The organism is Streptomyces radicis, from assembly GCF_003626575.1.
In the GTDB taxonomy this organism is placed as follows: domain Bacteria; phylum Actinomycetota; class Actinomycetes; order Streptomycetales; family Streptomycetaceae; genus Streptomyces; species Streptomyces radicis.
Window position 1 is genome coordinate 52,136 of sequence record NZ_RBDY01000021.1, and the last position, 23,759, is coordinate 75,894.

At 76.3% G+C, this 23,759-nt stretch carries 19 protein-coding genes, 1 pseudogene and 1 riboswitch; of the genes and pseudogenes, 3 read left to right on the top strand and 17 right to left on the bottom strand.

What is annotated here, in order from left to right; translation table 11 throughout:
- Positions 1-9 precede the first annotated feature (9 nt).
- From D7318_RS23035 to D7318_RS23060, 6 genes are all read right to left on the bottom strand, one after another.
- Positions 10-1,926 carry an FAD/NAD(P)-binding protein gene (locus D7318_RS23035; protein ID WP_120699088.1) on the bottom strand — a complete coding sequence of 639 codons (1,917 nt, stop codon included), beginning with the start codon at positions 1,924-1,926 and terminating at the stop codon, positions 10-12.
- Positions 1,923-2,729, bottom strand: a complete 807-nt coding sequence (locus D7318_RS23040; protein ID WP_120699089.1) for an ABC transporter ATP-binding protein — start codon at positions 2,727-2,729, stop codon at positions 1,923-1,925. Before D7318_RS23040 ends, D7318_RS23035 begins: the two co-directional genes overlap by 4 nt.
- Positions 2,726-3,880 (bottom strand): FecCD family ABC transporter permease, encoded by a 1,155-nt coding sequence (locus D7318_RS23045; RefSeq protein ID WP_230423986.1) that lies wholly within the window; start codon positions 3,878-3,880, stop codon positions 2,726-2,728. The genes D7318_RS23040 and D7318_RS23045 overlap by 4 nt, the downstream gene beginning before the upstream one ends.
- A gap of 6 nt (positions 3,881-3,886) precedes the next feature.
- Entirely contained in the window at positions 3,887-4,972 is a 1,086-nt protein-coding gene (locus D7318_RS23050) for an ABC transporter substrate-binding protein (RefSeq protein ID WP_120699090.1), read from the bottom strand.
- A gap of 41 nt (positions 4,973-5,013) precedes the next feature.
- The gene (locus D7318_RS23055; RefSeq protein WP_120699091.1) at positions 5,014-6,207 is read right to left on the bottom strand and encodes a peroxidase-related enzyme; all 1,194 of its coding nucleotides are present in this window, start codon (positions 6,205-6,207) and stop codon (positions 5,014-5,016) included.
- 91 nt (positions 6,208-6,298) lie between these two features.
- Positions 6,299-6,407, bottom strand: a riboswitch (SAM riboswitch).
- A gap of 183 nt (positions 6,408-6,590) precedes the next feature.
- The gene (locus D7318_RS23060) at positions 6,591-7,571 is read right to left on the bottom strand and encodes a M56 family metallopeptidase (RefSeq protein ID WP_120699092.1); all 981 of its coding nucleotides are present in this window, start codon (positions 7,569-7,571) and stop codon (positions 6,591-6,593) included.
- Between the two features lie 179 nt (positions 7,572-7,750).
- Here D7318_RS23060 and D7318_RS23065 point away from each other — a divergent pair, with 179 nt between their 5' ends.
- Both D7318_RS23065 and D7318_RS34650 read left to right on the top strand, forming a co-directional pair.
- A complete protein-coding gene (locus tag D7318_RS23065; RefSeq protein ID WP_230423987.1) occupies positions 7,751-8,539 on the top strand; it encodes a GNAT family N-acetyltransferase in 789 nt (262 codons plus the stop codon).
- Positions 8,536-9,387 (top strand): M15 family metallopeptidase, encoded by an 852-nt coding sequence (locus tag D7318_RS34650; protein ID WP_268987360.1) that lies wholly within the window; start codon positions 8,536-8,538, stop codon positions 9,385-9,387. The genes D7318_RS23065 and D7318_RS34650 overlap by 4 nt, the downstream gene beginning before the upstream one ends.
- Positions 9,388-9,400: 13 nt before the next feature.
- Here D7318_RS34650 and pcaDC read toward each other — a convergent pair whose 3' ends face one another.
- The 7 genes from pcaDC to D7318_RS23105 are packed head-to-tail and all read right to left on the bottom strand — an operon-like array spanning position 9,401 to position 16,190.
- The gene (gene pcaDC, locus D7318_RS23075) at positions 9,401-10,639 is read right to left on the bottom strand and encodes a bifunctional 3-oxoadipate enol-lactonase/4-carboxymuconolactone decarboxylase PcaDC (protein ID WP_120699093.1); all 1,239 of its coding nucleotides are present in this window, start codon (positions 10,637-10,639) and stop codon (positions 9,401-9,403) included.
- Between the two features lie 5 nt (positions 10,640-10,644).
- Positions 10,645-12,066, bottom strand: coding sequence for a 3-carboxy-cis,cis-muconate cycloisomerase (gene pcaB, locus D7318_RS23080; protein WP_230423988.1), 1,422 nt, complete (start codon positions 12,064-12,066; stop codon positions 10,645-10,647).
- Positions 12,026-12,637 (bottom strand): protocatechuate 3,4-dioxygenase subunit alpha, encoded by a 612-nt coding sequence (pcaG, locus tag D7318_RS23085; protein ID WP_120699095.1) that lies wholly within the window; start codon positions 12,635-12,637, stop codon positions 12,026-12,028. Before pcaG ends, pcaB begins: the two co-directional genes overlap by 41 nt.
- On the bottom strand, positions 12,634-13,401 hold the full coding sequence (gene pcaH, locus D7318_RS23090; RefSeq protein ID WP_120699096.1) for a protocatechuate 3,4-dioxygenase subunit beta: 768 nt from the start codon (positions 13,399-13,401) through the stop codon (positions 12,634-12,636). The genes pcaG and pcaH overlap by 4 nt, the downstream gene beginning before the upstream one ends.
- A gap of 10 nt (positions 13,402-13,411) precedes the next feature.
- Entirely contained in the window at positions 13,412-14,605 is a 1,194-nt protein-coding gene (locus D7318_RS23095) for a thiolase family protein (protein WP_183091572.1), read from the bottom strand.
- A complete protein-coding gene (locus tag D7318_RS23100) occupies positions 14,602-15,369 on the bottom strand; it encodes a CoA-transferase subunit beta (protein ID WP_120699097.1) in 768 nt (255 codons plus the stop codon). The genes D7318_RS23095 and D7318_RS23100 overlap by 4 nt, the downstream gene beginning before the upstream one ends.
- Positions 15,366-16,190, bottom strand: a complete 825-nt coding sequence (locus D7318_RS23105) for a CoA transferase subunit A (RefSeq protein WP_120699098.1) — start codon at positions 16,188-16,190, stop codon at positions 15,366-15,368. The genes D7318_RS23100 and D7318_RS23105 overlap by 4 nt, the downstream gene beginning before the upstream one ends.
- Positions 16,191-16,327: 137 nt before the next feature.
- Between D7318_RS23105 and D7318_RS23110 the strand changes: the two genes are divergently transcribed.
- Positions 16,328-18,028: an IclR family transcriptional regulator domain-containing protein gene (locus tag D7318_RS23110; RefSeq protein WP_120699099.1), complete on the top strand. Its 1,701-nt coding sequence runs from the start codon at positions 16,328-16,330 to the stop codon at positions 18,026-18,028.
- 33 nt (positions 18,029-18,061) lie between these two features.
- Here D7318_RS23110 and D7318_RS34145 read toward each other — a convergent pair.
- The 4 genes and pseudogenes from D7318_RS34145 to D7318_RS23130 all read right to left on the bottom strand — a co-directional run.
- Positions 18,062-19,648 (bottom strand): annotated as a pseudogene (locus D7318_RS34145) (hydantoinase B/oxoprolinase family protein); the annotation flags it as partial.
- 4 nt (positions 19,649-19,652) lie between these two features.
- The gene (locus D7318_RS23120) at positions 19,653-21,776 is read right to left on the bottom strand and encodes a hydantoinase/oxoprolinase family protein (protein ID WP_183091571.1); all 2,124 of its coding nucleotides are present in this window, start codon (positions 21,774-21,776) and stop codon (positions 19,653-19,655) included.
- 8 nt (positions 21,777-21,784) lie between these two features.
- Positions 21,785-22,735, bottom strand: coding sequence for an FAD-dependent oxidoreductase (locus tag D7318_RS23125; protein ID WP_120699102.1), 951 nt, complete (start codon positions 22,733-22,735; stop codon positions 21,785-21,787).
- On the bottom strand, positions 22,717-23,751 hold the full coding sequence (locus D7318_RS23130; RefSeq protein WP_120699103.1) for a phosphotriesterase family protein: 1,035 nt from the start codon (positions 23,749-23,751) through the stop codon (positions 22,717-22,719). The genes D7318_RS23125 and D7318_RS23130 overlap by 19 nt, the downstream gene beginning before the upstream one ends.
- Positions 23,752-23,759 lie beyond the last annotated feature (8 nt).

A 23,759-nucleotide genomic window follows, 5' to 3' on the forward strand; every position in this document is an offset into this window, starting at 1 on the left:
CGCGCGCGCTCATGCCGCGGCCGCGGCGAGCACCTGGGCCGCGGCGCGGTCGGCCCCGGCGAGCAGCGGTGACGGCGTTCCCGGGGTGGCGCCGATGGCCGAGCCGGGTTGCCGGGCCTCGGCGGGGATGCCGAGCACGATCACCCTCGCGTCCGCGACGCCGTCCGCGTCCAGGAGGTGGAAGTCGTCGGGGGTCACGTCGAGGGTGCCGCTCGACACCGGTGGGCCGTGGTCGCTCGGCCAGTGGTGCAGCCGCGCCCGCCCCTCGCGCAGCAGCGTGTCGAGCAGGGGGTCGTCGGTGTGGGTCACCACCCCCTTCGACATGCGGGTCTCCACGAACGCGCGGGCGCGCACCGGCGCGTTCCGCCGCACCGCCGACCGGCCGACGAACGCGCCGTCGTCGAACGTCACGGAGGAGTTCTCGCCGAGCAGTTCGAGCACGCCCGCGTCGATCAGGGCCAGCACCTGCGCCGTGCGGTGCGGCGGCGGCCCTGACGCCAGGGCGAGCCCGAGCGCGTTGAACCAGCCGTCGACGTCCCTGACCACGCTGCCGCCGTCCAGGGCGCCGTGGGTCGCCAGTCGGCGCACCGGGCCGCGCAGCGCCGCCATCGCGCGGTTGACGGCGTTGCGCGGATGGGTGAGGGGGGCGTGCATCGCGTCAAGCTCGTCGTCCACGTGGTCGCGGACCCACGTCCGCCATGTCTCGGGATCCACGGGTCCTGGGGCGGGCGGCCGGTCGAGGCGCGCCACGGAGAGGGCCAGGCGGGGCGAGGCCACCGTCGTCGCGATGACCTGATCCACCTCGTCGTCACGTTCCGCGGCCCGCAGCCGGTCGAGCGTCCGTCGTTCGTCCGCCCCCGGTGCCAGGGCGTCGGGGCGGTGCGCGAACAGCGTGGACAGGTGGGCCCAGGCGAACTCCCTGGCGAGCTGCGGCCACACGGCACGGCGGAAGTCCTGCCCGGGCACGGCCGCCGTCCGCGCGAACCAGGCGCGCGTGGCCAGCCGGGGCTCGTAACGGGGCGGGAACCCCGCGGGGTAGGCCGCCTTCGAGCGGTAGGGCAGGCCGCGCCGCGAGCCCGCCACCAGGTGCGGCTCGCGTCCGCGGGGTCGGTAGCGGAGGCGGGCGGGGCGCGCCGGGTCCCCCGCGGGCTCGAAGCGGCCGCCGCGCCCCTGGGTGAGCAGGGCGACCACGTCGAAGAAGTTCGCGCCGAGCCCGGCGACCAGCGCGGTCTCCCCCGCGGGCACCAGGTCCCAGTCGCGCTCGGCGGGCATGCCGGGCTCGATGTAGACCAGCCCGGCCTCCCGCGCGGCCGTCACGAGGGACCGCACCCGGGGCGAGCGCTTGGCCTGGACCATCCCCTGGGCCAGGACCACGACGCGGCCGCTCAGCGCGCGGCCGTCGGCCAGCGTGACGGTGCGGGTCCCTTCCGTGTCCTGGGCCAGGTCCACCGCCGTGCCGAGCACCCGCGTGACGGCCACGCGCCCCGTGCTCTCCGCCCGTGCCAGCTGCTCGCGGTAGTAGACGCCCTGGATCCGGCGGGTCGGGTAGGACCACGGGCGCAGCTCGGCCGCCTCGTCGGCCACCCACGCGGGGCGGTCGGGCGGCGCGCCGCCCTCGCGGGCCCAGGCGATGAGGTCGGGGCCGGGCGTCACCGGCCCGGTCATGGGCGTGGACGCGTCGGTGTAGATGGTGGTGTGGGCGCTGTAGGTGTTGTTGAGCAGCAACGGGGACTGATCCGTGCGCCAGGTGGCCCCGGCGCCGACCTCCACCCGGTCCACCACGGCCACCCGCACCGGGGGCGCGGCGTTCCGGTGCCGGGCCGCGAGCCGTTCCACGACGGCGACCGCGCGGGGCCCGCCGCCCACCACGACCGCGTCGAAGACCGTGGAACGGTCCGCGGCGCGCGCCGTCCCCGCGGCGCTCACACCGACTCCGTCGGCGCCGCGGACACGCCCGTCACCGTCTCAAGGGCCGCAGGACGCACCTCCACGCCGGTCTCGCCCCGGGAGACGCGCACGTCGAGCCCGTACACCCGGCTGAGCACGGCGGCGTCGAACGCCTCGGACGGCGGGCCGTCGGCGACGACGCGCCCGCCGTCGAGCAGGACCGCCTGGTCGCAGAAGTGCGCCGCGTGGTTGAGGTCGTGGATGGCGATCAGGGCGGTCACGCCCTCCTCCCTGGTCACCGCCCTGACGAGCTGGAGCGTCTCGATCTGGTAGCGCAGGTCGAGCGCGGACGTGGGCTCGTCGAGGAGGAGCACGCGGGGCCGCTGGGCCAGGGCGCGGGCGATGAGCACCCGTTGCGCCTGGCCGCCGGAGAGCTGGGACAGCGGACGGTCGGCCAGCTCCGACAGGCCGAGCCGTTCGATCGCCGCGTCCACCGTCTCCCAGTCCCGCCGGGTGGGGCGCAGCCCGATGTGCGGGGTGCGGCCGAGCAGCACGGCCTCCCGAACGGTCTGCTCGAACGGCGTGGCCCCCGACTGCGGGACATAGGCGACCACCCTGGCGTGCTCGCGGCGCGGGGCGGCCAGCAGGTCCCTGCCGCCGAAGGAGACGGTGCCCGACGCCGGGGAGAGCACCCGGGCGATGATCTTGGTGAGGGTGGACTTGCCCGAGCCGTTGGGGCCGAGCAGGGCGCAGAAGCCGCCCTCGGCCACCCGGAGGTCGACGCCCTCGAGGACCGGGGTGCGCCGGTAGGCGAACCTGACCGACGCGACATCGAGACTCACTGCGCGGCCCTCCTGGTCAGGATGAGGTTGATGAACACGGGGGCGCCGATGAAGGCGACGACTATGCCGACGGGGACCACGGAGGGCGCGAGCACGGTGCGCCCCACGGTGTCCGCGACCACCAGCAGCAGGCCGCCCGTCACGAAGGAGAACGGCAGCAGGTAGCGGTGGTCGGCGCCGATGGCGAGCCGGGCGATGTGCGGGCCGACCAGGCCGACGAAGCCGATCACGCCGCAGAACGACACCACGACCGCCGCGAGCACCACCGAGACCACGATGAGGCCGACCCGCACCGCGGTGACGTTGACCCCCAGGCTCTTGGCCGCGTCGTCGCCCGCGAACGCGATGGCGTTGAGGTCGCGGCTGAACCAGAGCAGCAGCGGCAGGGCCGCCACCGTGCACGCCCCCACCACCAGGACGTCGTTCCAGCCCGCGTCGTTGACGGAGCCGAAGGTCCACCGCACGATCGCCTGGAGGGTGTTCTCGTCGGCCACGAACTGGAGGGCCGCGGTCATCGCCTCGAAGAGCTGGGTGAGCGCGATCCCGAGCAGGAGCAGGGTGGCGGCGGACATCGCCTTGGCGGACGCGAGCCCGAGCACCAGCGCGGAGACGCCGAGCGCGGTGCCGAGCGCGCTGCCGATGACCAGCGTCGACCCCGAGCCCGCCGACCCGCCGGTGAGGAGGATCGCCAGCGCGGCGCCGAACGCCGCGGCGGGCGAGACCCCCAGCGTGAACGGGCTGACCAGCGGGTTGCGCAGCAGCCCCTGCATGACCACGCCCGCGAGGGACAGCGCGGCGCCCGCGGCGAAGGCGAGCAGCACGCGGGGCAGCCGCAGGTTGATGATCACGGAGTAGGTCTGGGCGAAGTCCTCGGTCAGCACACCGCCGAAGACGGCGAGGCGGACCGCGCGCCACACGTCGAGCAGTCCCGCGTCGGTGGTCCCCGCGGTGACGCACCAGGTGACGACGAGGACGGACAGCACCGAGCCGGCCCACAGCACCGCGGGCCGCCCGGTCCACGCGCCGCGGGACCTGAGGCGCCGGGACCAGGAGCCGGAACGGTCCTGGCGTTCCCGGCGTTCCTGCTCGGCGGCCGGCTCGGGGGACGAGGGGCGGGTGGCGGTCGCCGGGCCCCCGGAGGGCGGCTTCATCGCGCGTCAGCCCACCCTCTGGATGTACGCGTCGTCGCCGGGGAAGTCCGCCTGCTGGAAGTCCTCGACCCACCGCGCCAGATAGTCCCCTGGCTCGACGTCGGCGAACGCGTCGGGGTGCAGCCAGCTCGCCAGGTAGAGCGCCCCGATGGCCTTCGACAGGCCGCTCGTGGCCCAGCCGTTGGTCACGAAGACGCGGTCGTCGCCGACGGCGGAGAGGTCCTGCCAGCCCGCCCGGCCGGTCAGCTCGTCGGCCAGGGTGTCGAACCGCTCCTGGCCCGTGGGGTCGGCGGACGGCCCGAACTCGTGGACGACGACCTCGGGGTCGCGCTCCAGGATCGCGGCGGGGTCGACGGTGGTCTCGGCCTGTTCGTCGCCGCCGGTGTCCAGGTCGCCGAAGATGTTCTCGCCGCCCGCGGCCACGATGATCTGGTCGAAGCCGGAGCCTGGCAGCCCGGTGAGGTAGGGCTGCTCCGTCTCCCAGTACACGCGCACCGGGTCGGTGCCCGCCACGCGCTCGCTGACCACCTCGAAGATCTCGTCGTAGAAGCCGGAGACCCGCTGGGCGCCCTCGGGCTCGCCGAAGACCTCGCCCAGCAGCTCCACGGTCTCGTGGAACACCTCGAAGTCCCACGCGGTGGCCACGACCACCGGGATGCCGAAGGACTCGAGCTGCTCGCTGGCGTCCTGCCAGGCCCCGTTGCGAGGCAGGATGAACACGTCGGGGTCGAGCTCGACGACCGCCTCGTAGTTGATCTCCTGAAGGTCCTCGCTGACGATCTCGTCGTCGGATATCTCCAGGTAGGGGAGCCGGGACGCGGAGACGCGGTCATAGCCCACGACCCGGTCGCCCGCGCCGATGGCCTGGGCGAACTCGTTGCCGTAGCTGTTGAGGACGACCGCGCGCTCGGCGGGCCCTTCGAGCTCGACGGTGCGTCCCGCGTCGTCGACGACGGTGAGGGATCCGTCGCGCGCGCCGCCGTCGTCGTTCTCGTCGGACTCCTCGTTGACCACGGTGCCGCAGGCCGCGGCGCAGAGCGCGACGGCGACGGTGGCGGCGAGGAGGGCGGCGCGGGAATGGCGTTGTCTCATGGTGGTTCCGTTCGGGATCGTGCGGGTGTTCTGTCGCGGGGTCACGCGGGGGTGCGGGGTGTGGCCGTGGCCGTGTCGGGCCAGTAGGGGTCGCCGAGGCTGAGCATCAGCCGGTTCGCCCAGGCGAAGAAGGCCGCGGACGCCACCAGGTCGGTCAGCTCCGCGTCGGTCAGCCCCTCGGCGCGCAGCCGGTCCACGTGGGCGGTGGTGGCGGTCACCGGGGTGGTGGCGAGGGCCGCGGCGAACGCGACGATCGCGGCCCAGCGGGAGTCCTGGCCCTCGGCCAGCGGGGCGGTGGCCGAGGGGACCCAGTCGGCGTCCCGCTCCAGGGTGACCCCGAGGAGCCGGTCGACGTCCGCGGGGCGCCGGGACAGCTGGGCGGCCTTCCTGGCGTGCACGGAGGCGCAGTACACGCAGTCGGTCACCTTGCTGGTCGCCGCGGCGGCCAGCTCGCGCTCGGCGCGGGGCAGGCCCTCGACGGTGGCGAAGATCGCGGCGTCGAGCGCGGTGCGGGCCGCGAGCACCGCGGGCAGCCGTGCCAGGAGCCGGAAGTACGCGCCGTTGGTCTTGCCACGGAACGACGCCTCCTGCTCGGGGGTGAGCTCGTCCGTCGGCACCGGGGGCACCCACGCCGTCCAGGACAGCAGCTCGCGGGTGTACTCCACCGGGCGCGGGCGCCCGTTGGCCGCCGTCGGCGCGGTGCTCTTGCGGCGGCCGCGGCCCGGCGTGTGCCGCGGCGGCGGGGCCGCGGCGCCAGGGGCGTCGCCCTGGAGCAGCCGCAGGCCCTGGACGGCGCGCGCCTGGAACGCCGTGAACGCCGCGACCTGGGAGATCGTCACGACGGCGTCGGTCGACCAGCCCGCGTCGGTCAGCCGCGCCAGGTCGTCGCGGGTGGCGAGCGCCGGGGAGACGGTGACGAGATCGACGTGGGCCGCCGCCGCGCGCAGCGCGGGGTCGCCCGGCAGGTCGTCCCGCCACAGCGCGGCGTCGCCACCCCGCTCCGCGTGGTGGCGGACGATCTCCTCCGCCCCGTGCCAGCGCGCGGCCAGCGCGGCCAGGCCGCGGCGCACCGGGCCGCTCACCGGCGCCCGGCCGCCGAACAGCGCGGCCGCGGCCTCCTGGGCGCGCCCCGCCACCTGCGGCTTGGCGGCGCGCGCCGCCTCGATCGGCCGGTCCAGCCCGGCCAACCGCCCGATGTCGTCGCCCTCGGGCCCGGTGTCGGAAGTGCTGCTCATGGAGTCCGCCTCGTCGTGCTCGGTTCGCGTGGCGGCCGAGGCACGGGGCAAACGCGTCGCCCGGGTCGCGGACCGGGACGAGATCTCACACAGAGCACGCTTGCCGCGTCACCGCGGCCGGGTCGTCGTCCCGGGGGCACCCCACCGTGCAGGAGGGTTGCCGGCCAGCGAGCCGGGTCTTGGCGCTGGCACTCTTGACCTGCCGGTCACGCTAGCCCACGCCGACGCATCATGAAACCCACCGTCCGCCATGTGAGACCACGGGCTCAAGGGCCGCCGAATCGCCCCCCGAGCGCCCCAAAGGCCCCTCGCCGACACTCAGGAGGCGATCCCGCCCACATAACGGTCACGGCATTCCATGTTTTGGACAACGGGTGTCCCGCTCAGTCGCGGTGGGCCTTCTCCGCGTGCGCCGTTCCTGCGATCGAGGCGGCGGGGGCCAGCGAGACGGCCGCGGGAAGCGCGAGCAGAACGGTGCCGAGGCCGAGGGCAAGCCCGGGGAGCACGCGGGAGCGGATGCCGCCAGGTGCGCCGTCGATCAGGCGGCGGACGCGTTCGGCGAGGTCGGGGCCGGTCATCGGGAGCGTTCCCGCGTCCTGGCCAGGGCCGGTGACGGCTCCCAGGTCCAGGAGGGCGCTGGCCAGGTTCGTGCGGCCGTGCCGCCGGGCCGCCCGGTCGTCGGCGATCATCTCCGTGAGCCGTCGCACCTGCGGGGCGTAGTCGCGCAGCAGGCCGGTCCAGCCGACGGCGGCGGTGACGGTGTCGGCCACGAGGATCGCGTGGTGGTGGCGCAGTCGCAGATGCGCCAGCTCGTGCTCGACGGTCGCGGCCAACTGCCGCGGGGTGAGCAGGCGCAGGGCTCCCGTGGTGAGAACGACGCGCGCCCGGCCGCCCGAGCCGGGGACGCAGAAGGCGGCCGGGGTCGCGTGGTCGAGCACCCGCAGCCCTCGCACCCTGCTGGGTGTCGACTCGGCCAACGAGTCGACGACCAGCCGGTGTTCGGCCCGCTGCCGACGGGCCAGGACGAAGCGGTACGCCCCGATGCCGAAGAGGGCGCCGACGCCGACGAGGAGGAGCAGCAGGGCCGCGTCGGTGATGCCCGCCAGGGGCGAAGAGCCCGCGTAGGCGGCGTGCACCTTCTTCTCGTGGGCGTGGAAGAGCCGGGCGACCGCGTGTTCCCACAGGTCGTGGGCCGCGAGCAGCAGCACGGCGGTCAGGGAGGCGAAGAAGCCAAGGACGCAGGCGTGCCACACCCGCAGGGCCGTCTCGGGGAAGCGCGCGACCCAGGCGGCTCCCGCCAGGAGGCGGGCGGCGGGCCCGCCGAGGGCGAGGGCGTGGACGAGCAACGCGAGGATGACGAGCACGTCAGCCCCCTTCGCGGGTATCGGGGTCCCGACGGAGGCGTCCCGCTCACCTTCGCCCTTGTGCGCTGTCCGGCGACCGGGGGGACCGGGGGTCAGCCTGCCATCCGGTCGCGGTTCCCGCCGAACGGGGGTCCGACAGACCCTCCATAATCTCCTACGGAGGGTAGTACTTTGCAGGTGTGGATGCCGACCCCCGCGCCTCCGCGCGATCCGACCATGCCCTCGTCAGGGGCCAGCCGCCCGCGGGCCCCCTCGTGCCCGCGACGCGACACCCGGACGAGCGGCGAACGTTCTCCCTGCGCCCGATGGCGTCGGCCGACCTGCCGTTCGTGGTGGAGGAACACCTCGGGCACTTCCCTCATGGGTTCTTCGCCCGCCTCGGCGCGGGCTTTCTGACCTCCTACACCCGCACCTATCTCACCGGCCCCGAAGCCCGCGCCTATGTCGTCGAGGCCGCGGGACGCCCGGTGGGCTTCCTGGTCGGGGTCCTCGACCCGCCCGCCCACCGGCGCCATGTGCTGCGCTCCCACGGCCCGCGCCTCGCGGCGCGCGCCCTGGTGAGCCTGGCCGTCCGGCCCCGCCTGGCCCGGCACTTCCTGCGCACCCGCCTGCTGCGCTATCTCCGCGGGCTGCTCCCCCGCCGCGCGGCGCCCGGAGCGGCGCCCGCGGCGAACCCCGGGGTCACCGCCGTGCTCTCCCATGTGGTGGTCACCCGCTCGGCGCGTTCGCTGGGCATCGGGGAGACCCTGATCGGGCGCTTCGTCGCCGACGCGGCCGTCGCCGGATGCGCCCGCGTCAGCCTGGTCACCGCCTCGGGCCCCGACGGCGCCGGGCCCTACTACGAGCGGCGCGGCTGGCTGCCCCGCGGCGAGACCCGCACGCCCGAGGGGCGACTGCTCGCCACCTATGACGTTCCTCTCACCTCTCCGCGCTCTTCAGGTCCCCGCTCTTCAGGGCCAGGGCGGTGACCGTCCGTCGACCACTCGTGGCCTGGGCGGCGGCCCTGCTCATGGCCGCGACGGCGTGCTCGGGCGGCCAGGGCTCCGACGACTCCGACAACTCGGACGACCGCACCGGCAGCCCCTCCGCCGACCCCACGCCGTCCGAGCCGCCCGAGTCACCCCAGCCGCCCGAGCCGCCCGAGCCGCCGACCGCGGATCCCACCACCCCTGACCCCCAGGGCGCCGATCCCGTCGTCCGGGAGGTTCCCGTCGAGCAGTGGGAGGAGATGGTCGCGGTCGGCATGTGGCGCGAGGGCTGCCCGGCCACCCGCGAGGACCTGCGCCGGGTCGAGATCAACCACGTCGACTTCGACGGCGAGATCGCCCGCGGCGTTCTCGTCGTCAACGCGGACGTCGCCGACAGCGCCGTCCGCGTGTTCACCCGCCTCTTCGAAGAGCGCTTCCCCATCCGCCGGATGCGGCCCGTCGAGGAGTACGAGGGCGACAACGAGGCCAGCATGGCCGACGACAACACCGCCGCCTACAACTGCCGCCGCCCCGACCAGATCAACGCCCCCGAGGCCGAGTCCCCGCACGCCAACGGCCGCGCCATCGACATCAACCCACGCGAGAACCCCTGGAGGGACCCGCGTTGCGCGTGCTGGTCACCGGGAGCGGAGTTCGCCGAACGCGACGAGGGCCGGGGAAAGATCCTCGAAGGCGGCCTCGTCTGGCGGGCCTTCACCGACGAGGGCTGGATCTGGCAGAACATCGACGTCCCCGACTACATGCACTTCGACACCGGATACCCCTCGGGCCCCTTCGCCCCTGACGCCGCGCGGGAGACCGCGGATCCACGCGTCGACTCCCGGTGACACGGCGGCGGCGTCACGCGGGCGGCTCCCCATCGTCCGCAGGGGACAGGGCGTCCGCAGGGGACAGGGCCTTGCTCGCGATGGTGAACGCGGCGTTCGCGGCGGGGACGCCGCAGTAGACGGCCGTCTGGAGCAGCACCTCGGCGATCTCCTCGGGGGTCAGGCCGTTGCGCAGCGCGGCCCGGGTGTGCAGGGCCAGCTCGTCGTGGTGGCCGCCCGCCACCAGGGCGGTGAGCGTGACGCAGCTGCGGGCGTGGCGGCTGAGCCCTGGGCGGTTCCAGATCTCGCCCCAGGCGTAGCGGGTGAGGAGGTCCTGGAAGTCCTCGGTGAACGCGGTGGTGCGGGCCTTCGCCCGGTCCACGTGCGCGTCACCGAGGACGGCCCGGCGGATGGCGGTGCCGACCGCGCGCCGGGCGGCGTCGTCGGAGGGGTCGGCGGGGGTGACGGTGGAGGGGTCGGGCTCGTCGAAGTGGCCGAGCAGGGCGGCGCGTACGGGCCCCGGGCGTTCGACGTTGACCAGGTGCGCGGCGCGCGCGACCTCCACCAGGTCGGCGCCGGGGACGGCGTCGGCGATCTCCCTGGCGTGCGCGGGCGGGGTGGCCGGGTCGTCGCGCCCGGTCAGCACCAGGGTGGGCGCGGTGACGGCGGGCAGGTCGGCGCGCAGGTCACAGGCGGCGAGCGCGGCGCAGCAGGCGGCGTAGGCGCCGTCGTCGGCGCGCCGCAGGTCGGACAGGAGCGCGGCGCCCAGCGGGGTGTCGGCCGTCCCCGGCGCGAACCAGACGCCGGTGCGGCCGGGCACCAACGCGCCCGTGCCGCGGGCGGTCACCGTGGCGGCGCGTTCGAGCCACGGCTCGGGCGGGCCGAAGTGGGCGGACGAGGACAGCACGGCGAGGCGGGAGACGCGGGCGGGGTGGCGGGCCGCCAGGTGGAGGCCGATGGCCCCGCCCAGGGAGATCCCGGCGTAGGCGAAACGCTCCCAGCCCCGCGCGTCGGCCAGCCGCAGCACCAGGGCGGCCAGGTCGTCGACGGAGGCCAGGACGTTCGACGGCAGCAGGGATGCGGGTGAGCCGCCGTGGCCCGGCAGGTCGAAGCGCAGCACGCGGTGGCGGCGGGCCAGCGCGGCCAGTTGGGGCTCCCAGACGTCCGACGACGTGCCGAGCGAGGGGCCGAGGATCAGCGGGGGCCCGTCGGGTGGGCCCGCCAGGCGGTGGTGCGGCAGCACGTCGTTCGGCAGCGCATCGTTCGGCGGCATGGCGTTCATGAGGCGCACCGGCCCAGTGCGCGGTCGACGAGGGAGTCGGCCGAGCCCAGGTGGCCCGAGGGGTCGGTGAGGGCGGCGAGGTCGAGGCGGTGGGCGAGCGAGGGCTCGGCGGCCAGCAGCGCGTCAACGAGGGGGACGCCGCGCGCGACGGCCTCGCCCGTGGCCTCGTCGAGCAGGCGGCGGGCACGGGGGCGGCCGAGCAGCGGGGTGAGGGCGAGGGCGAGGCGTTCGCTGACGACGAGCCCGCGGGTGGCGTTCAGGTTCCGCCGCATGCGCGCGGGGTCGACGCGCAGGCCCTCGGCCAGCTCGGCGGCGTCGCGGGCCGCGCCACCGGCGAGCCGCAGCAGCTCGCGCAACGCCTGCCACTCCGCGTGCCAGGCCCCGGCCGGGCGTTCGTCCTCGGCGGCCAGCGATCCGAGCAGCGTCGCGGCCAGGGCGGGGGCCCGCCGCGCCGCGGCGGCGATCAGGGTGGCGCGCACGGGATTGCGCTTGTGCGGCATGGCGGATGACCCGCCGCCGCGCCCCTCGGCGACCTCCCCCACCTCGGTCCGCGACAGCACCAGCACATCGGCGGCCAGCTTCCCCAGCGCGCCCGTGGTCAGGGCCAGCGCGCACCCGAGCTCGGCGACGGGCGTCCGCAGCGCGTGCCAGGGCACGGCGGGTTCGTCGAGGCCCGTCTCGCGCGCATAGGCGCGCAGCAGGCGCACCCCCGGGTCGTCCTCGGGCCCCCGCGCTCCCTCGCCGCCCGGCGCCATGGCCAGGGCCTCCGCCGTGAACGCCGCCAACGTGCCTGCGGCGCCGCCCAGTTGGGCGGGCAGGGGAAGCCCGGCCAGGCGGTCGCGCGCGGTGGCGACAAGGGTGTGCCACCCCGCGGCCTTCAGGCCGAACGTGGTGGGGACCGCGTGCTGGGTCAGGGTGCGGGCGGGCATCGCGGTGGCGCGGTGCGCGTCGGCCAGCGCGGCCACGGCATCGGCGGTGCGCGCCAGATCGGCGATGACGGCCCGGCGCGCCCGGCGCGCCACCGCCATGAGCGCGGTGTCCAGGATGTCCTGGCTCGTCGCGCCGCGGTGCACATGCTCCGCCGCCGCCTCGTCGCGGGCGGCGACCGCGCGGGTCAGCTCATCGACCAGGGGGATCACGGGGTTGCCGCCCACGCGGGCGCGCAACGCCAGCGCGCGCGGATCGATACGCGCCGCGTCGGCCGCCCGTGAGACCGCCTCGGCCGCCGCGGGCGGGGTGAGGCCGACCGCCGCGCGGGCCCGGGCGAGCGCCGCCTCGGCGTCCAGCATCGCGCGCACGAACGCGGCGTCACCGGTGGCGGCCTCGGCCTCCGAGCCCGCCCACCCGGGGGAGAGCAGGCCCACGTCGGGGGCGCGGTCATCGGAAGTCCCGGAAGTCCCGGAAGTCTCGGAAGTCAAGGAAGACCGTCTCCTTCTCGCCCTGGAGGTGGATGTCGAAGCGGTAGCGCGGGGCGGGGCCGAGCGGCTCGGCCGTCGCCACCAGCGTCGCGCGGCGGGCGGGGTCGAGCGAGGCGAGCAGCGGATCGGCGGCGAGGGCCGCGGGGTCGTCGGGGAAGTACAGGCGCGTGAACAGGTGGTGCAGCAGGCCGCGCGCGAACACGCACACGCTCACCTGCGGCGCGCGCCCCGCCCGCGCCCCGGGACGCAGCGTCCTGGCCGACCAGCGCCCCTCGGCGTCCGTGGCGACCCGGCCGAACCCGGTGAACTCCTGCGCGAGATCGCCGTCGCGGCGGGCCAACGAGCCGGGCGCGCGCGGCGGGCGGCCTTCGGGGCCGTTCTGCCACAGCTCGACGATCGCGTCGGGAACGGGCGCCCCGGCGCCGTCGTGGACCCGGCCGTGCACGGTGACGGCCCCGGGGTGAGCCGCGGGCGCGAGGTCGCCGCCCCCGGCGAACGGCAGGGCGTGGCCGAAGAACGGGCCGATCGTCTGCGAGGGCGTCGGGGGCAGCGCCGCGGAGCCGCCCGTCATCGGCCCTCCTCCGCCCACGTGGCGCGGGGGCCGTCGAGGACGATGTCCCACCGGTAGCCGAGCGACCACTCGGGGCGCGAGAGCGCGTGGTCGTAGGTCGCCACGAGGCGCCGCCTGGCGTCGTCGTCGACGACGGACCGCAGGACCGGGTCGTGCGCCAGGAGCGGGTCGCCGGGGAAGTACATCTGCGTCACCAGGCGCTGGGTGAACGCCGTGCCGAAGACCGAGAAGTGGATGTGCGCGGGGCGCCAGGCGTTGTCGTGGTTGCGCCAGGGGTAGGCGCCCGGCTGGACGGTGGTGAAGTGGTAGGAGCCGTCGGGGCCCGTCAACGCCCGGCCCGCGCCGGTGAAGTGCGGGTCGAGCGGCGCGGGGTGCCGGTCGAGGCGGTGGGCGTAGCGGCCCGCGGCGTTGGCCTGCCAGATCTCGACGAGCTGCCCCGCCACCGGGCGGCCCGCCCGGTCGAGCAGCCTGCCGGTGACGGTGATCCGCGCGCCCTGGGGCTCGCCGCCGTGCTGCCCGGTCAGGTCGGCGTCGAGCGGGGAGACGTCGGTGTGGCCGAAGACGGGCCCGTGCAGCTCCACCGCCTCCGGGTCGCCCGCCACGGCGACCAGCGGCCTGGTGGGGTGGCGCAGCGCGCTGCTGCGGTAGGGCGGGTAGTCGCGCGGCGGGTGGTCGACGGCGGGCCCGCCGGAGGCGCGTCCACGCTCGTACGCCGCCCGGTGGGCGGCCATCTCGAGATCGATGTCCCGCTGGGTGGGTGTCATCGGCGCTGTGTCACCTTTCGAGTACCAGGGCGAGGCCTTGGCCGACGCCCACGCACAGGGCGGCGACGCCGACTCCGGTGCCGTGCGCGGCGAGCTGGTGGGCGACGGCCCCGGCCAGGCGGGCCCCTGACGCGCCCAGCGGGTGACCGATGGCCAGGGCTCCCCCGCGCGGGTTGACCAGGGCGGGGTCGAGGTCGGGAAGCTCGGCCAGGCAGCCGAGCACCTGCGCGGCGAACGCCTCGTTGAGCTCGACCGTGCGCAGCCGGTCGAAGCGCCGCCCGGCCCTGCGCAGCGCGGTGGTGATGGCGGCGACCGGGCCGAGGCCGTACCACTGCGGCTCGATGCCGGTGACGGCCGACGCGGCGACGCGGGCCAGCGGCGGGCGGCCGGTCAGCGCGAGGCCGCGCTCGTCGGCGAGGAGCAGCGCCGCGGCGCCGTCGTTCAGCGGGGACGAGGTGGCGGCGGTGACGGTGCCGTCGGGGCGGAAGGCGGGCCTGATCCTGGCCAGCGCCTCGGGGGTGCCGCCGTCGCGGACGCTCTCGTCCCGTGCCAGGTCGACGCCGGGGTGGGGCACGACCTCGGCCGCGTAGTGGCCATCGGCCCAGGCGCGGGCGGCCTTGGCGTGGCTGGCCAGCGCGAACGCCTCCTGTCGCGCGCGGCCGATGCGGTGCTTGGCGGCGATCAGCTCGGCGCCCTCGCCCAGCGGAACGGTCCACTCAGGTGGCATGCGCGGGTTGACCATGCGCCAGCCGAGGGTGGTGGAGTGCAGCTCCTGGTGGCCGGTGGGGAAGGCCCGCTCCGGCTTGGGCAGCACCCAGGGCGCGCGGCTCATGGACTCCACGCCCCCGGCGACGACGACCGAGGCGTCCCCGACGGCGATCGCGCGGGCGGCCTGGACGACGGCCTCGAGGCCCGAGGCGCACAGCCGGTTGACGGTGGTGCCGGGCACCGTGGGCGGCAGCCCGGCCAGCAGGGCGGCCATGCGGGCGACGTTGCGGTTCTCCTCGCCCGCGCCGTTCGCGTTCCCGAGGACCACGTCGTCGACCTCCGCGGGGTCGAGGGCGGGAGAGCGGTCGAGCAGGGCGCGGACCACATGGGCCGCGAGGTCGTCGGGGCGCGCGCCCGACAGGGCGCCGCCGTAGCGGCCCACCGGGGTGCGGACGGCGTCGGCGATGTAGACGTCGCGCGTGGTCACCTGGGTCATGTGGCTTCCTCCCGCGGGGACTTGAGGGCGCGCAGCGCGGCGAGCTCAGCGCCGGTCGGCGGCTCGGTGAAGGACGGGTGCCGGGCGATCCGCACGTCCCAGCCGGTGGCCGCGCGCACGTCGTCCACGGTGACGCCGGGGTGCAGCGCGGCGAGGGTCAGCTCGGCGGTGCCGGGGTCGGGCGTCAGCACGCCCAGGTCGGTGATGACGGCGACGGGGCCGCGCCCCGGCAGTCCCAGCGCCGCCCGGTCCCCCGGGCCCGTGCCATGGCCGACGGTGGTGACGAAGTCGAGGCGGGGCACGAAGCCGCGCCGTGAGTGGCGCAGCACCAGCAGCACCCGTCCGCAGCCCGCGGCGATCTCGGGGGCGCCGCCCGCGCCCGGCAGCCGGATCTCGGGCCGCCCCTGACCGCGGCTCACGGCGGTGGTGTTGACGTTGGCGAAACGGTCCACCTGGGCGGCGCCGAGAAAGCCGACGTCGATGCGCCCGCCCTGGAGCCAGTAGTTGAACATCTCCGGCACCGGGACCACCGCGTCCGCCGTGTCGGCGAGCTCGCCGTCGCCGATGGACAGCGGCAGCGCGGCGGGGCGGGCGCCGATGGCCCCCGACTCGTAGATGAGCGTCAGGCCGGGGTTGACGGTGCGGCGGGCGAGGTTGGCGGCGGTGCTCGGCAGGCCGATGCCGACGAAGCACGTGCGGGCCCCGGCCAGCGCGCGGGCGGCGTTGACCTCCATCAGCTCGTCGGGCGTCCAGTCCTGGCTCATCGGGGCGTGGCTCCTTCCCTGCGGCGGACCTGGCTGTCGAGCCACGCGGTGAACGCCTCCCGGTCGCGGGAGATCGCGTCCCACGCGCGGTAGAAGGCGTTGTCCCGCGTCGAGTAGCCGGCCGCGTAGGACGGGTGGGCGCCGCCCGGCACCACGGCGACGGCGTCCACCGTCCAGGTCGGCAGCGTGAGCGCGCCGGGCCGTGGATCGAGCGCGGGGACGACCTCCTCGACGGTCACCAGCACCCGGCGGGCGGCGAGCACCGCCTCCTTCTGCACGCCCGTCAGGCCCCACAGCTGAACGTTCCCCGCGGGGTCGGCGCGCTGGGCGTGGATGACGGTGACATCGGGATTGAGCGCGGCGACGGCCGCCAACTCCGCGCCGGTGAACGGGCAGACCACGGTCGCCACGGTGTCGGTGCGGCGCGGGATGTCGCTGCCCAGGTAGCCGCGCAGCACGGCGAACGGCAGGCCAGAGGCCCCGGCCACATAGCGGTTGGCCATGCCCGCGTGGCTGTGCTCGTCCAGCTCGAGCGGGCGCGGCCAGCCGTTCTCGACGGCGTCGCGGAAGCGGTGCAACGACCCGACGCCGGGGTTGCCTCCCCACGAGAAGACGAGCCTGGCGGCCAGGCCCGCGCCGATGAGCTGGTCGTAGACGACGTCGGGGGTCATCCGGACCAGGGTCAGGTCGGTGGTCCCCTGCCGGATCAGCTCATGGGCGGCGGCGAAGGGGATGAGGTGGGTGAAGCCCTCCATGGCCACGGTGTCGCCGTCATGGATCAGGTCGGCCACGGCGTCATGGAGGGAGCGGATGTCGGCCATACGAGGTACGCCCCCTCGACCCCGGCGTTCGCCTTCCGGGTGTTCGTCTGGTGAACTATTGTTCGCGAACGATGCGCGTTCGAGTGTGGGCTCAGCCGCGCCGCACTGTCAATGGGAGCGAGGAGGGCCGTTCCGCGATGGCGACCCCGACCAGGAGCACGAACGCGACGACATCGGCGCCGCCGCCCGAGGCGGTGGGACCGCTGCTGCGCGGGCTGGCCGTGCTGCGCGCGCTCGCCGCGGGGGGCGGCGGCCTGTCGGCGGGCGAGCTGACCCGGCTCACCGGCCAGGCCCGTTCCACGGTCGACCGCACGCTCGGCACCCTGGCGCGCCTCGACCAGGTGCGGTGGGAGGGCAGGGCGGCGGTGCTGGCGCCCCGGCTGATGGAGGTGGGCAACGCCTACCTCGCGGCCTGCCGACTCCCCGAGCTGCTGGGCGGGCGGGTGGACGAGCTGGCCGACGCGCTCGACGAGTCCGTGTCCCTCGCGGTGCCCGACGGGGACGGGGTGCGCTTCGTCCACCAGGCGACCAGGCGGCGGGCGATGTCCCTGGCCTTCCGCCTCGGCGACCCGCTGCCCGCGGAGTGCGGCGCGCCCGGCGCGCTGTTCGCCGCGGGGTGGGGCCCCGAGGAGTGGGCGCACTGGCGCGCCCGCAGGGCGGCCGACCCCGACCGCGCGGCGTTCCCCGCCGTTCCCCCGGGGGCCGCGGCGCGCGGCGCCGCGTCGTTCGACGACCGCGTCGCGGCGGCGGCCCGCACCGGCAGGTCCGAGGACGACCAGCTCATCGAGCCGGGGCTGATCGCCATCGCCCTCCCCGTGCGCGGCGGCGACGGGCGGCCCGTCTGCGCGGCCAGCGTGGTGAGCCACACCAGTCGGCACAGCCCGGCGAGCCTGCGCCGCGCGCTTCTCCCGCCGCTGCGCCGCGCGGTCGCCGCCATGGAGCGCACCCTGGCCGCGCCCCCGCCGCCCGCCGATCCAGGGTCGGCCGCGGGGTCGGCTCCCGGGTCGGTCCCCGACGGCCCTTCGGCCGCGACCCGCGTCCGCGCCGCGAAGCGGGAGCTGGGCGCCGGGTTCGTGGAGTCCCTGGCCCGCGGCCTCGCCGTGCTCGCCTCGTTCGACGCCGCCCATCCGGCGCGCACCCTCGGCGAGTTGGCGCGCGCCACCGGTCTCGCCAGGGCCACCGTGCGCCGCTCCCTCATCACGTTGGAGCACACGGGGCACATCGCCAGGGCGGGAGACGTCTTCCGCCCCCTGCCGCGCGTGCTCGAGCTGGGCTTCGCCGAGCTCTCCACGCTGACGCTGCCGCGGATCGCCGGGCCGCACCTGGCCCGCCTGGTCGAGCGGGTCCACGAGTCGGCCTCCCTCTCCGTGCTGGCCGGGGACGACATCCAGTACGTCGCCCGGGTCCCGACCGTGCGCGTCATGAGCGTCGACATCACCGTGGGCACCCGTTTCCCCGCCTACGCCACCTCGATGGGCCGGGTGCTGCTCGCGGATCTGCCGACGGAGGAACGCGCCGCCCGGCTCGGGCACGTGGAGCCGTTGACGCGCCACACGGTCACCGACCGCGCCGAGCTTGCCGCCGTCCTGGACCGCGCCGCGCGCGAAGGGCACGCGCTCGTGGACGGCGAGCTGGAGGAGGGCCTGCGCTCGCTCGCGGTCCCCGTGCGCGACCGCGCCTCACGCGCCGTCGCCGCCGTCAACGTCTCCATGCACGCCGCCCACCGCACCGCGGCCGAGGCCCGCGCCACGCTGCTGCCCCCGCTGCGCGAGGCCGCCGCGGCGATCGAGGCCGACCTCCACGTCGCGGGGCGCTTCGTCCCCGTCCGCCCGATGTGAGGGGGCGGCGCTCGGCGCGGTCGGCGGCCCGTATCCCCCGCCGCCCGCCGCGGTGAGCCGCACGACGTCGCCCCTGCGGACCGAGAGGGACGACGTGTCGTACGGCAGCGGCTCCCACGGGCCGCCCGCCCGGCTCACCATCGCGCTCGCCGGCGCGCCGGGGCCGCCGCCCGCGGCGCCCCGCGCGGCGTGCTCGGGGCGGCGCTGCTCCGCCGCGACGCGGCCGCTCGCCCGGTCGGCGAGCAGCTCGTAGTCGCGACGCACCGCGAGGCCGCCCCGCCATGTCCCCGAGCCGCCGCTGCCGGGCACGAGCGCGCAGGCCCGCACGCGCCACGGGTACTCGAGCTCGATGACCTCGGCGGACATGAGCGCGCAGTTGGAGGTGTACGAGTCGATGCCGTCGTCGCCCGCCGCGCCACGCCGCGCCCCGCCCCCGCCGCCGACGGTGTCCATGAGCGTCCTGGACGCGCCGTCGCGGGGATCGACGGCGTGCATCAGCAGGACGGGGAACGAGACATGGCTCGCCGCGACGGCGCGGTCGGGCAGCAGCTCGCCCAGCGCGCGGAAGACCACGTCGGTGAGCACCTGGACGGCCATGTGCCGCGACATCACCGCGGCGGGGCGGCGCGGGCGGAAGAGGGACCCCTCGGGCGCGCGCGCCTCGACGTGCCGCATGTAGCCGTGGTTCTGCCGGATGCCGGGGCCGAGGAAGCAGCGCAGGGCGTAGTACAGGCCCGAATACGTGCTCGACCAGGGCACGTTGAACGTCCCCGTCGTCTGTGCCGCGGAGCGCGAGAGGTCCACGGTCATGCGGCCGTCGCCGACGGTCACGGCCGCGTGGACGCGCAGCGGCTCGTCGTAGTGCAGGCCGTCGCCGTCGAGGAAGCCCGTCGCCGTCACGGTGCCCTCCGGCCAGCCGCGCAGGACCGCGGCGGCGCGCGCCGACGTGTCGTCGATGAGGTCGTCGGCGGCGGCGCGCAGCGTGGCGGCGCCGTGCCGCCCGGCGAGCTCGCGGAGCCGCTCGACGCCGCGGCGGCACGCCGAGAGCTGCGCCATGAGGTCGCCCTCGACCGACTCGGGGTCGCGCACGTTGCGCAGCACGACGTCCCACAGCGCGTCGTTGCGGCGGCCCCGCTCGACGAGGCGCACGGGCGGCAGTTGCAGGCCCTCCTCGTAGAGGTCGCGCGACGCCTCGCGGTGGCCGGGGACCGCGCCCCGGTTGCGCGCCGAGACCCCGCCGATGTCGACGTGGTGCGCGACGGTCGCGACATGGCCGAGCAGCTCACCGCCCGCGTACACGGGCATGAACACCTCGAGGTCGGGCAGGTGGGTCGCGCCGCTGTAGGGGTCGTTCGTCACGACGACGTCGCCCTCGGCGAGCGGGCCCGTGCGGGCGAGGGCGCCCGCGAGGGCGAACTCCAGGGTGCCCGCCTGGGCCGGGATGAGGTGCGAGTCGGCGACGAGGCGGCCTCGCGCGTCGAGGAAGCCGCACGAGAAGTCGAGCATCTCGCGGATCAACGGCGAGAACGAGCAGCGCTTGAGCAGCAGCGACATCTCCCCGACGACCGCGTCGAAACCGTTCCACAGCAGCTCGCGCACCGCTGGATCCGCCACTCTCATCGGCTCAGCTCCCCTCTCGTTCGACAGGTTCGACGGGTTCGACGCGTTCCACGGGTTCGACGCGTTCGATGACCATGGCGACGCCGTCGACCCTCGTCACCCACCAGCCGCGCGGGACGAGGGTCGTGGTGTCGGTCTGCCGCACGATCGCGGGCCCGCGCAGCCCCGGCTCGACGTCGACGCGGTCGACGACCGTGTACCGCACGGGCGCGCCCGTGGCGTCCCACCCCGAGCGGTACCGCCGCGCGGGCTCGCGCGGCGCCCTGTGGCCCGCCGCCCAGTCGACCGCCGCGCGTGGCACGACGGCGCGCACCCGCAGGGTCACGAGCTCGACGGGGACGTCGTGCCACGCGTGGCCGTAGACCGCGCGATGAGCCTCGGCGAACGCCGTCTCGAGGCGTCCGGTGTCCTCGGGCCGCAGCGCGCACGCCGCGGAGACGGGGATCGTCAGCTCGTAGGCCTGCCCCGCGTAGCGCAGGTCGGCGTCGAGGCTCAGGCGCGGCGCGTCGGCCACTCCGGCGCCGCGCAGCAGGCGCGTGGCCTCGTCGACCAGCTCGCCGATGAGCGCGTCGACGCGCGCGTGGTCGAGTGCGCGCAGCGGGGCGACGCAGGTGCGGCCGAGGTCGTGGCGCCCGTCCCCCATCAGCAGCCCGAGCGCCGAGGTCAGCCCCGGATGGCGGGGCACGACGACGCGCGCGACGCCGAGGTCGTCCGCGATCGCGCACGCGTGCAGCGGGCCCGCGCCGCCGAACGCCAGGAGCGCGCGGCCGCGCACGTCGATCCCGCGCGCGACGGTGACGGCGCGCAGCGCGTCGGCCATCGCGCCGTCGGCGATGCGGATGACGCTCGCGGCGGCTGCCTCGGGGGTCAGGCCGAGCGGGCCGGCGACGTCCCGCTCGATCGCCGCCCTGGCCCGGTCGGCGTCGAGCGGGAGCGCGCCGCCGAGCAGGCCCGCGGGGTCGAGCGAGCCGCGCACGAGGTGCGCGTCCGTGACGGTCGCGCGCAGGCCCGAGCCATAGGCGGCGGGGCCCGGGTCGGCGCCCGCGCTGTCGGGGCCGACCGTGAGCGAGCCGAAGGCGTCCACGCGCGCGAGCGAGCCGCCGCCCGCGCCGATCGGCAGGACGTCGATCTGCGGCAGCGCGACCGGCAGCCCCGCGACCTCGCCGCGGTAGCGGCGGCGCGGCTGCCCGCCCTCGATCAGCGCCACGTCGGCGCTGGTACCGCCGACGTCGAGCATGACGACATCCGGCTCGCCGAGCCGCCTGCCGATCTCCGCGGCCGCGATGGCGCCCGCGGCGGGCCCCGAGACCAGCAGCGCGACGGGCAGGCTCGTGGCGAGCGCGGCGGGGACGACGCCCCCGGCCGACGTCATGAGCTGGAACGCGCAGGCGAAGCCCCGCTCGCGCAGCCGCGCTTCGAGCCGCGCGAGGTAGCCGCCGGTGCGCGGCAGGAGCGCGGCGTTGAGCACGGTGGTCGCGGCGCGCGGGTACTCGCGGAACTCCGCCGCGACCGACGAGGACAGCGTCACCGGCACCCCGGGCAGCTCCTCCCGCACCAGGGCGCCCGCGCGCCGTTCGTGCGCGGCGTCGGCGAACGAGAACAGGAAGACGACCGCCACCGCGTCGACCCGGCCCGCGAGGGCCCGCGCCGCCCGGCGCACGTCGTCGTCAACGAGCGGGGTGACGACGGAGCCGTCCGCGCCGATCCGCTCGCGCACGCCGTGGACGCGCTCGCGCGGCACGAGCGCCGCGGCCTTGGGCCGCCACGGGTCGTAGAGGTCGGGGCGCTGCTGCGTGCCGATCTCGAGGATGTCGTCGAACCCGGCCGTGACGAGCAGCCCCACGCGGGCGTGATCGCCGGTGAGGACGGCGTTCGTCGCGACCGTCGTGCCGTGGACGACGGCCGTGATGTCGCCCGGCGCCAGCCCCGACCGTTCGAGGAGGCCGTCCACCGCGGTGACGAGGGCGAGCCCAGGGTCGGTCGGGGTGGAGGGGACCTTGTGGACGTGCAGGGTGCCGTCGGCCGCGAGGAGCGCCGCGTCGGTGTGCGTGCCGCCGATGTCGACGGCGATGACGTTACGCGCGCCCGCGGCCGCGCCGTTCACGGCGCCGTCCACAGCTCCGTTCACGGCTCCGTTCACAGCTTCTCCACGAGGTCGGCCGCCGCGCGGGCGGATCCCCAGGACAGCGCCACGCCCGCGCCGCCGTGTCCGTAGCAGTGCACGACGTCGCGCCCGCCGAGGCGTTCGGCGGCCAGGCGCACCTCGGGGCGCACGGGCCGGTGGCCCACCGCGCGGCCGATGACCCTGGCGTCGGCGAGCGCGGGCTCGGCCCGTGCGGCGCGCCGGACGAGCGCGCGCTCGGTCGCGCGGTCGGGCCTGGGATCCCACGCGCCGTCCTGCGCGGGTCCGCCGACCACGACGTCGTCGTGGCGCGGAACGACGAAGAGCGGCGCGAGTGGCCCGTCGCGCACGATCGTGGTGCGGGTCAGGCCGGGGTTCTCCAGCAGCGCGACCTGGCCGCGGACGGGCCGCAGCGCGGCGTCACCCGCCAGCGGCCCCGAGCCGAGCCCGGCGGCCAGGACGAGGATGTCGGCGTCGGGCGCGCAGCCCGCGAGGCTCGGCACCTCGCGGAGCTCGATGGGCACGCCCGCTTCGGCGCACCGCTCGCGCAGCCAGGGCAGATAGCGGCTCGTGTCGACGAGCGGGATGCTCGCGACGGTGCCCTCGCGGTAGCCGGGGGGCAGCTCGTCGGCCCTCGCCTGGCGCAGCGGTGGCGTGAAGCCGCGCATCCACGGGTCGGGCGCCGCCCGCCCGACACCGACCGTGCGCGCCTCCTGTTCGCGCACGCCGGTGTGGGGTCCGGCGTCGCGGCGCAGCCGCGCGAGCGTGGCGTAGGCCCACTCCCGCACCCGCTCGCTCCTTTCGACGAACGGCACCGCCCACAGCGACGCCGCGGCGGCCGAGGCCGTCAGCTCGCCGCTCTCGCGGGCGACCACGCGCACCGCGTGCCCGCGCTCGGCGAGCACGAGCGCGCAGCTGAGGCCGACGACACCGGCCCCGATCACCGTCACGGGGCGTCGCGGCACGGGGCGCCCTCCCCGCGGTCGAGGAGGCGCCGCGGCTCGTCCACGAGCATCCGGGTCAGGCGCCCCGCCGGTATGCCGCGCTCGCGCAGCGCGGGCGCGATCCGCGCCATCAGGTGGCCGTAGCCGGGGCCGCCGTGCGCCCGCAGCTGCGCCTTCGTCCACAGCGATCCGCCGAGGACGTGCCGCGTCCCGGGATGCTCGGCGCAGAACCCCGCGAAGAACTCGAGGCGTTGCGCGTCCGAGGGGTTGTGGTAGCGGCCGACGTGGCTGTCCTCGGTGCCGAAGCACATCTCGAGCACGGCGCCCGCGGCCGCGAGATCCGCCCAGTAGGCGGCGTCCATGTACTCGTCGGCGTTGGTGAGGACGACGCGCCAGGGCGGGAGCCCCTCGGCCGCGCACAGCGCGAGCACCTCGGGGCCCCGGGTCGCTCCGGGGTCGAGGCGCACCCCGACAGCGGCGCCCGCCCCGACGGCCGCTCGCGCCGCGGAACGCAGCATGGACCGCTCCGCCTCCGGCAGGTCGGCCGTCGTGCCCATGATGCCGAGGATCCCGGCGCGGTAGCCGGTGCCGGGCACCCGGTCGAGCAGGGCGCCCGCCAGGTGTCGTTCGAGGCCGTCCTCGTCGAGGTCGGCGATCCACCCGGGCAGCGTGGCGCGGAGGTAGGCGCCGTAGGCGCACACGATCGTCATCCCCGAGCGCCGCGCCACGTCGGGCAGGCCCGCGTGGTCGGGCCCGAGGCCCCACGAGGTGTCCTCGACGAGCGAACGCTGGCCGAGGGCGACGGCGGCGGCCAGCTCGGCCACGGCGACATCGGGGTCGTCGAGGCGCAGGTTGTCGGCCAACGCCAGCATGTTCAGGCGCAGATGGCCGATCGTCCCCGGGCCCACCCGGTCGCCCGAAGGGCCTGGCGCCGAGCCGTCGCGGCGGAGCGCGGAGGCGTCGCTGAGGACGTGGTCGTGCATCGACGTGATGCCGAGCCGCTCCGCCGGTATGGGGCCGAGCACGGTCTCGATCATGTGCGTGC

What these genes read in the sequence shown, in the direction of transcription:
- D7318_RS23130 (WP_120699103.1), bottom strand. Translation starts at nt 23,751, where the DNA reads ATGATCGAGACCGTGCTCGGCCCCATACCGGCGGAGCGGCTCGGCATC.
- D7318_RS23100 (WP_120699097.1), bottom strand. Translation starts at nt 15,369, where the DNA reads ATGAGCCAGGACTGGACGCCCGACGAGCTGATGGAGGTCAACGCCGCC.
- D7318_RS23095 (WP_183091572.1), bottom strand. Translation starts at nt 14,605, where the DNA reads ATGACCCAGGTGACCACGCGCGACGTCTACATCGCCGACGCCGTCCGC.
- D7318_RS23055 (WP_120699091.1), bottom strand. Translation starts at nt 6,207, where the DNA reads ATGAGCAGCACTTCCGACACCGGGCCCGAGGGCGACGACATCGGGCGG.
- D7318_RS23050 (WP_120699090.1), bottom strand. Translation starts at nt 4,972, where the DNA reads ATGAGACAACGCCATTCCCGCGCCGCCCTCCTCGCCGCCACCGTCGCC.
- pcaH (WP_120699096.1), bottom strand. Translation starts at nt 13,401, where the DNA reads ATGACACCCACCCAGCGGGACATCGATCTCGAGATGGCCGCCCACCGG.
- D7318_RS23045 (WP_230423986.1), bottom strand. Translation starts at nt 3,880, where the DNA reads ATGAAGCCGCCCTCCGGGGGCCCGGCGACCGCCACCCGCCCCTCGTCC.
- D7318_RS23110 (WP_120699099.1), top strand. Translation starts at nt 16,328, where the DNA reads ATGGCGACCCCGACCAGGAGCACGAACGCGACGACATCGGCGCCGCCG.
- pcaG (WP_120699095.1), bottom strand. Translation starts at nt 12,637, where the DNA reads ATGACGGGCGGCTCCGCGGCGCTGCCCCCGACGCCCTCGCAGACGATC.
- pcaDC (WP_120699093.1), bottom strand. Translation starts at nt 10,639, where the DNA reads ATGCCGCCGAACGATGCGCTGCCGAACGACGTGCTGCCGCACCACCGC.
- D7318_RS23105 (WP_120699098.1), bottom strand. Translation starts at nt 16,190, where the DNA reads ATGGCCGACATCCGCTCCCTCCATGACGCCGTGGCCGACCTGATCCAT.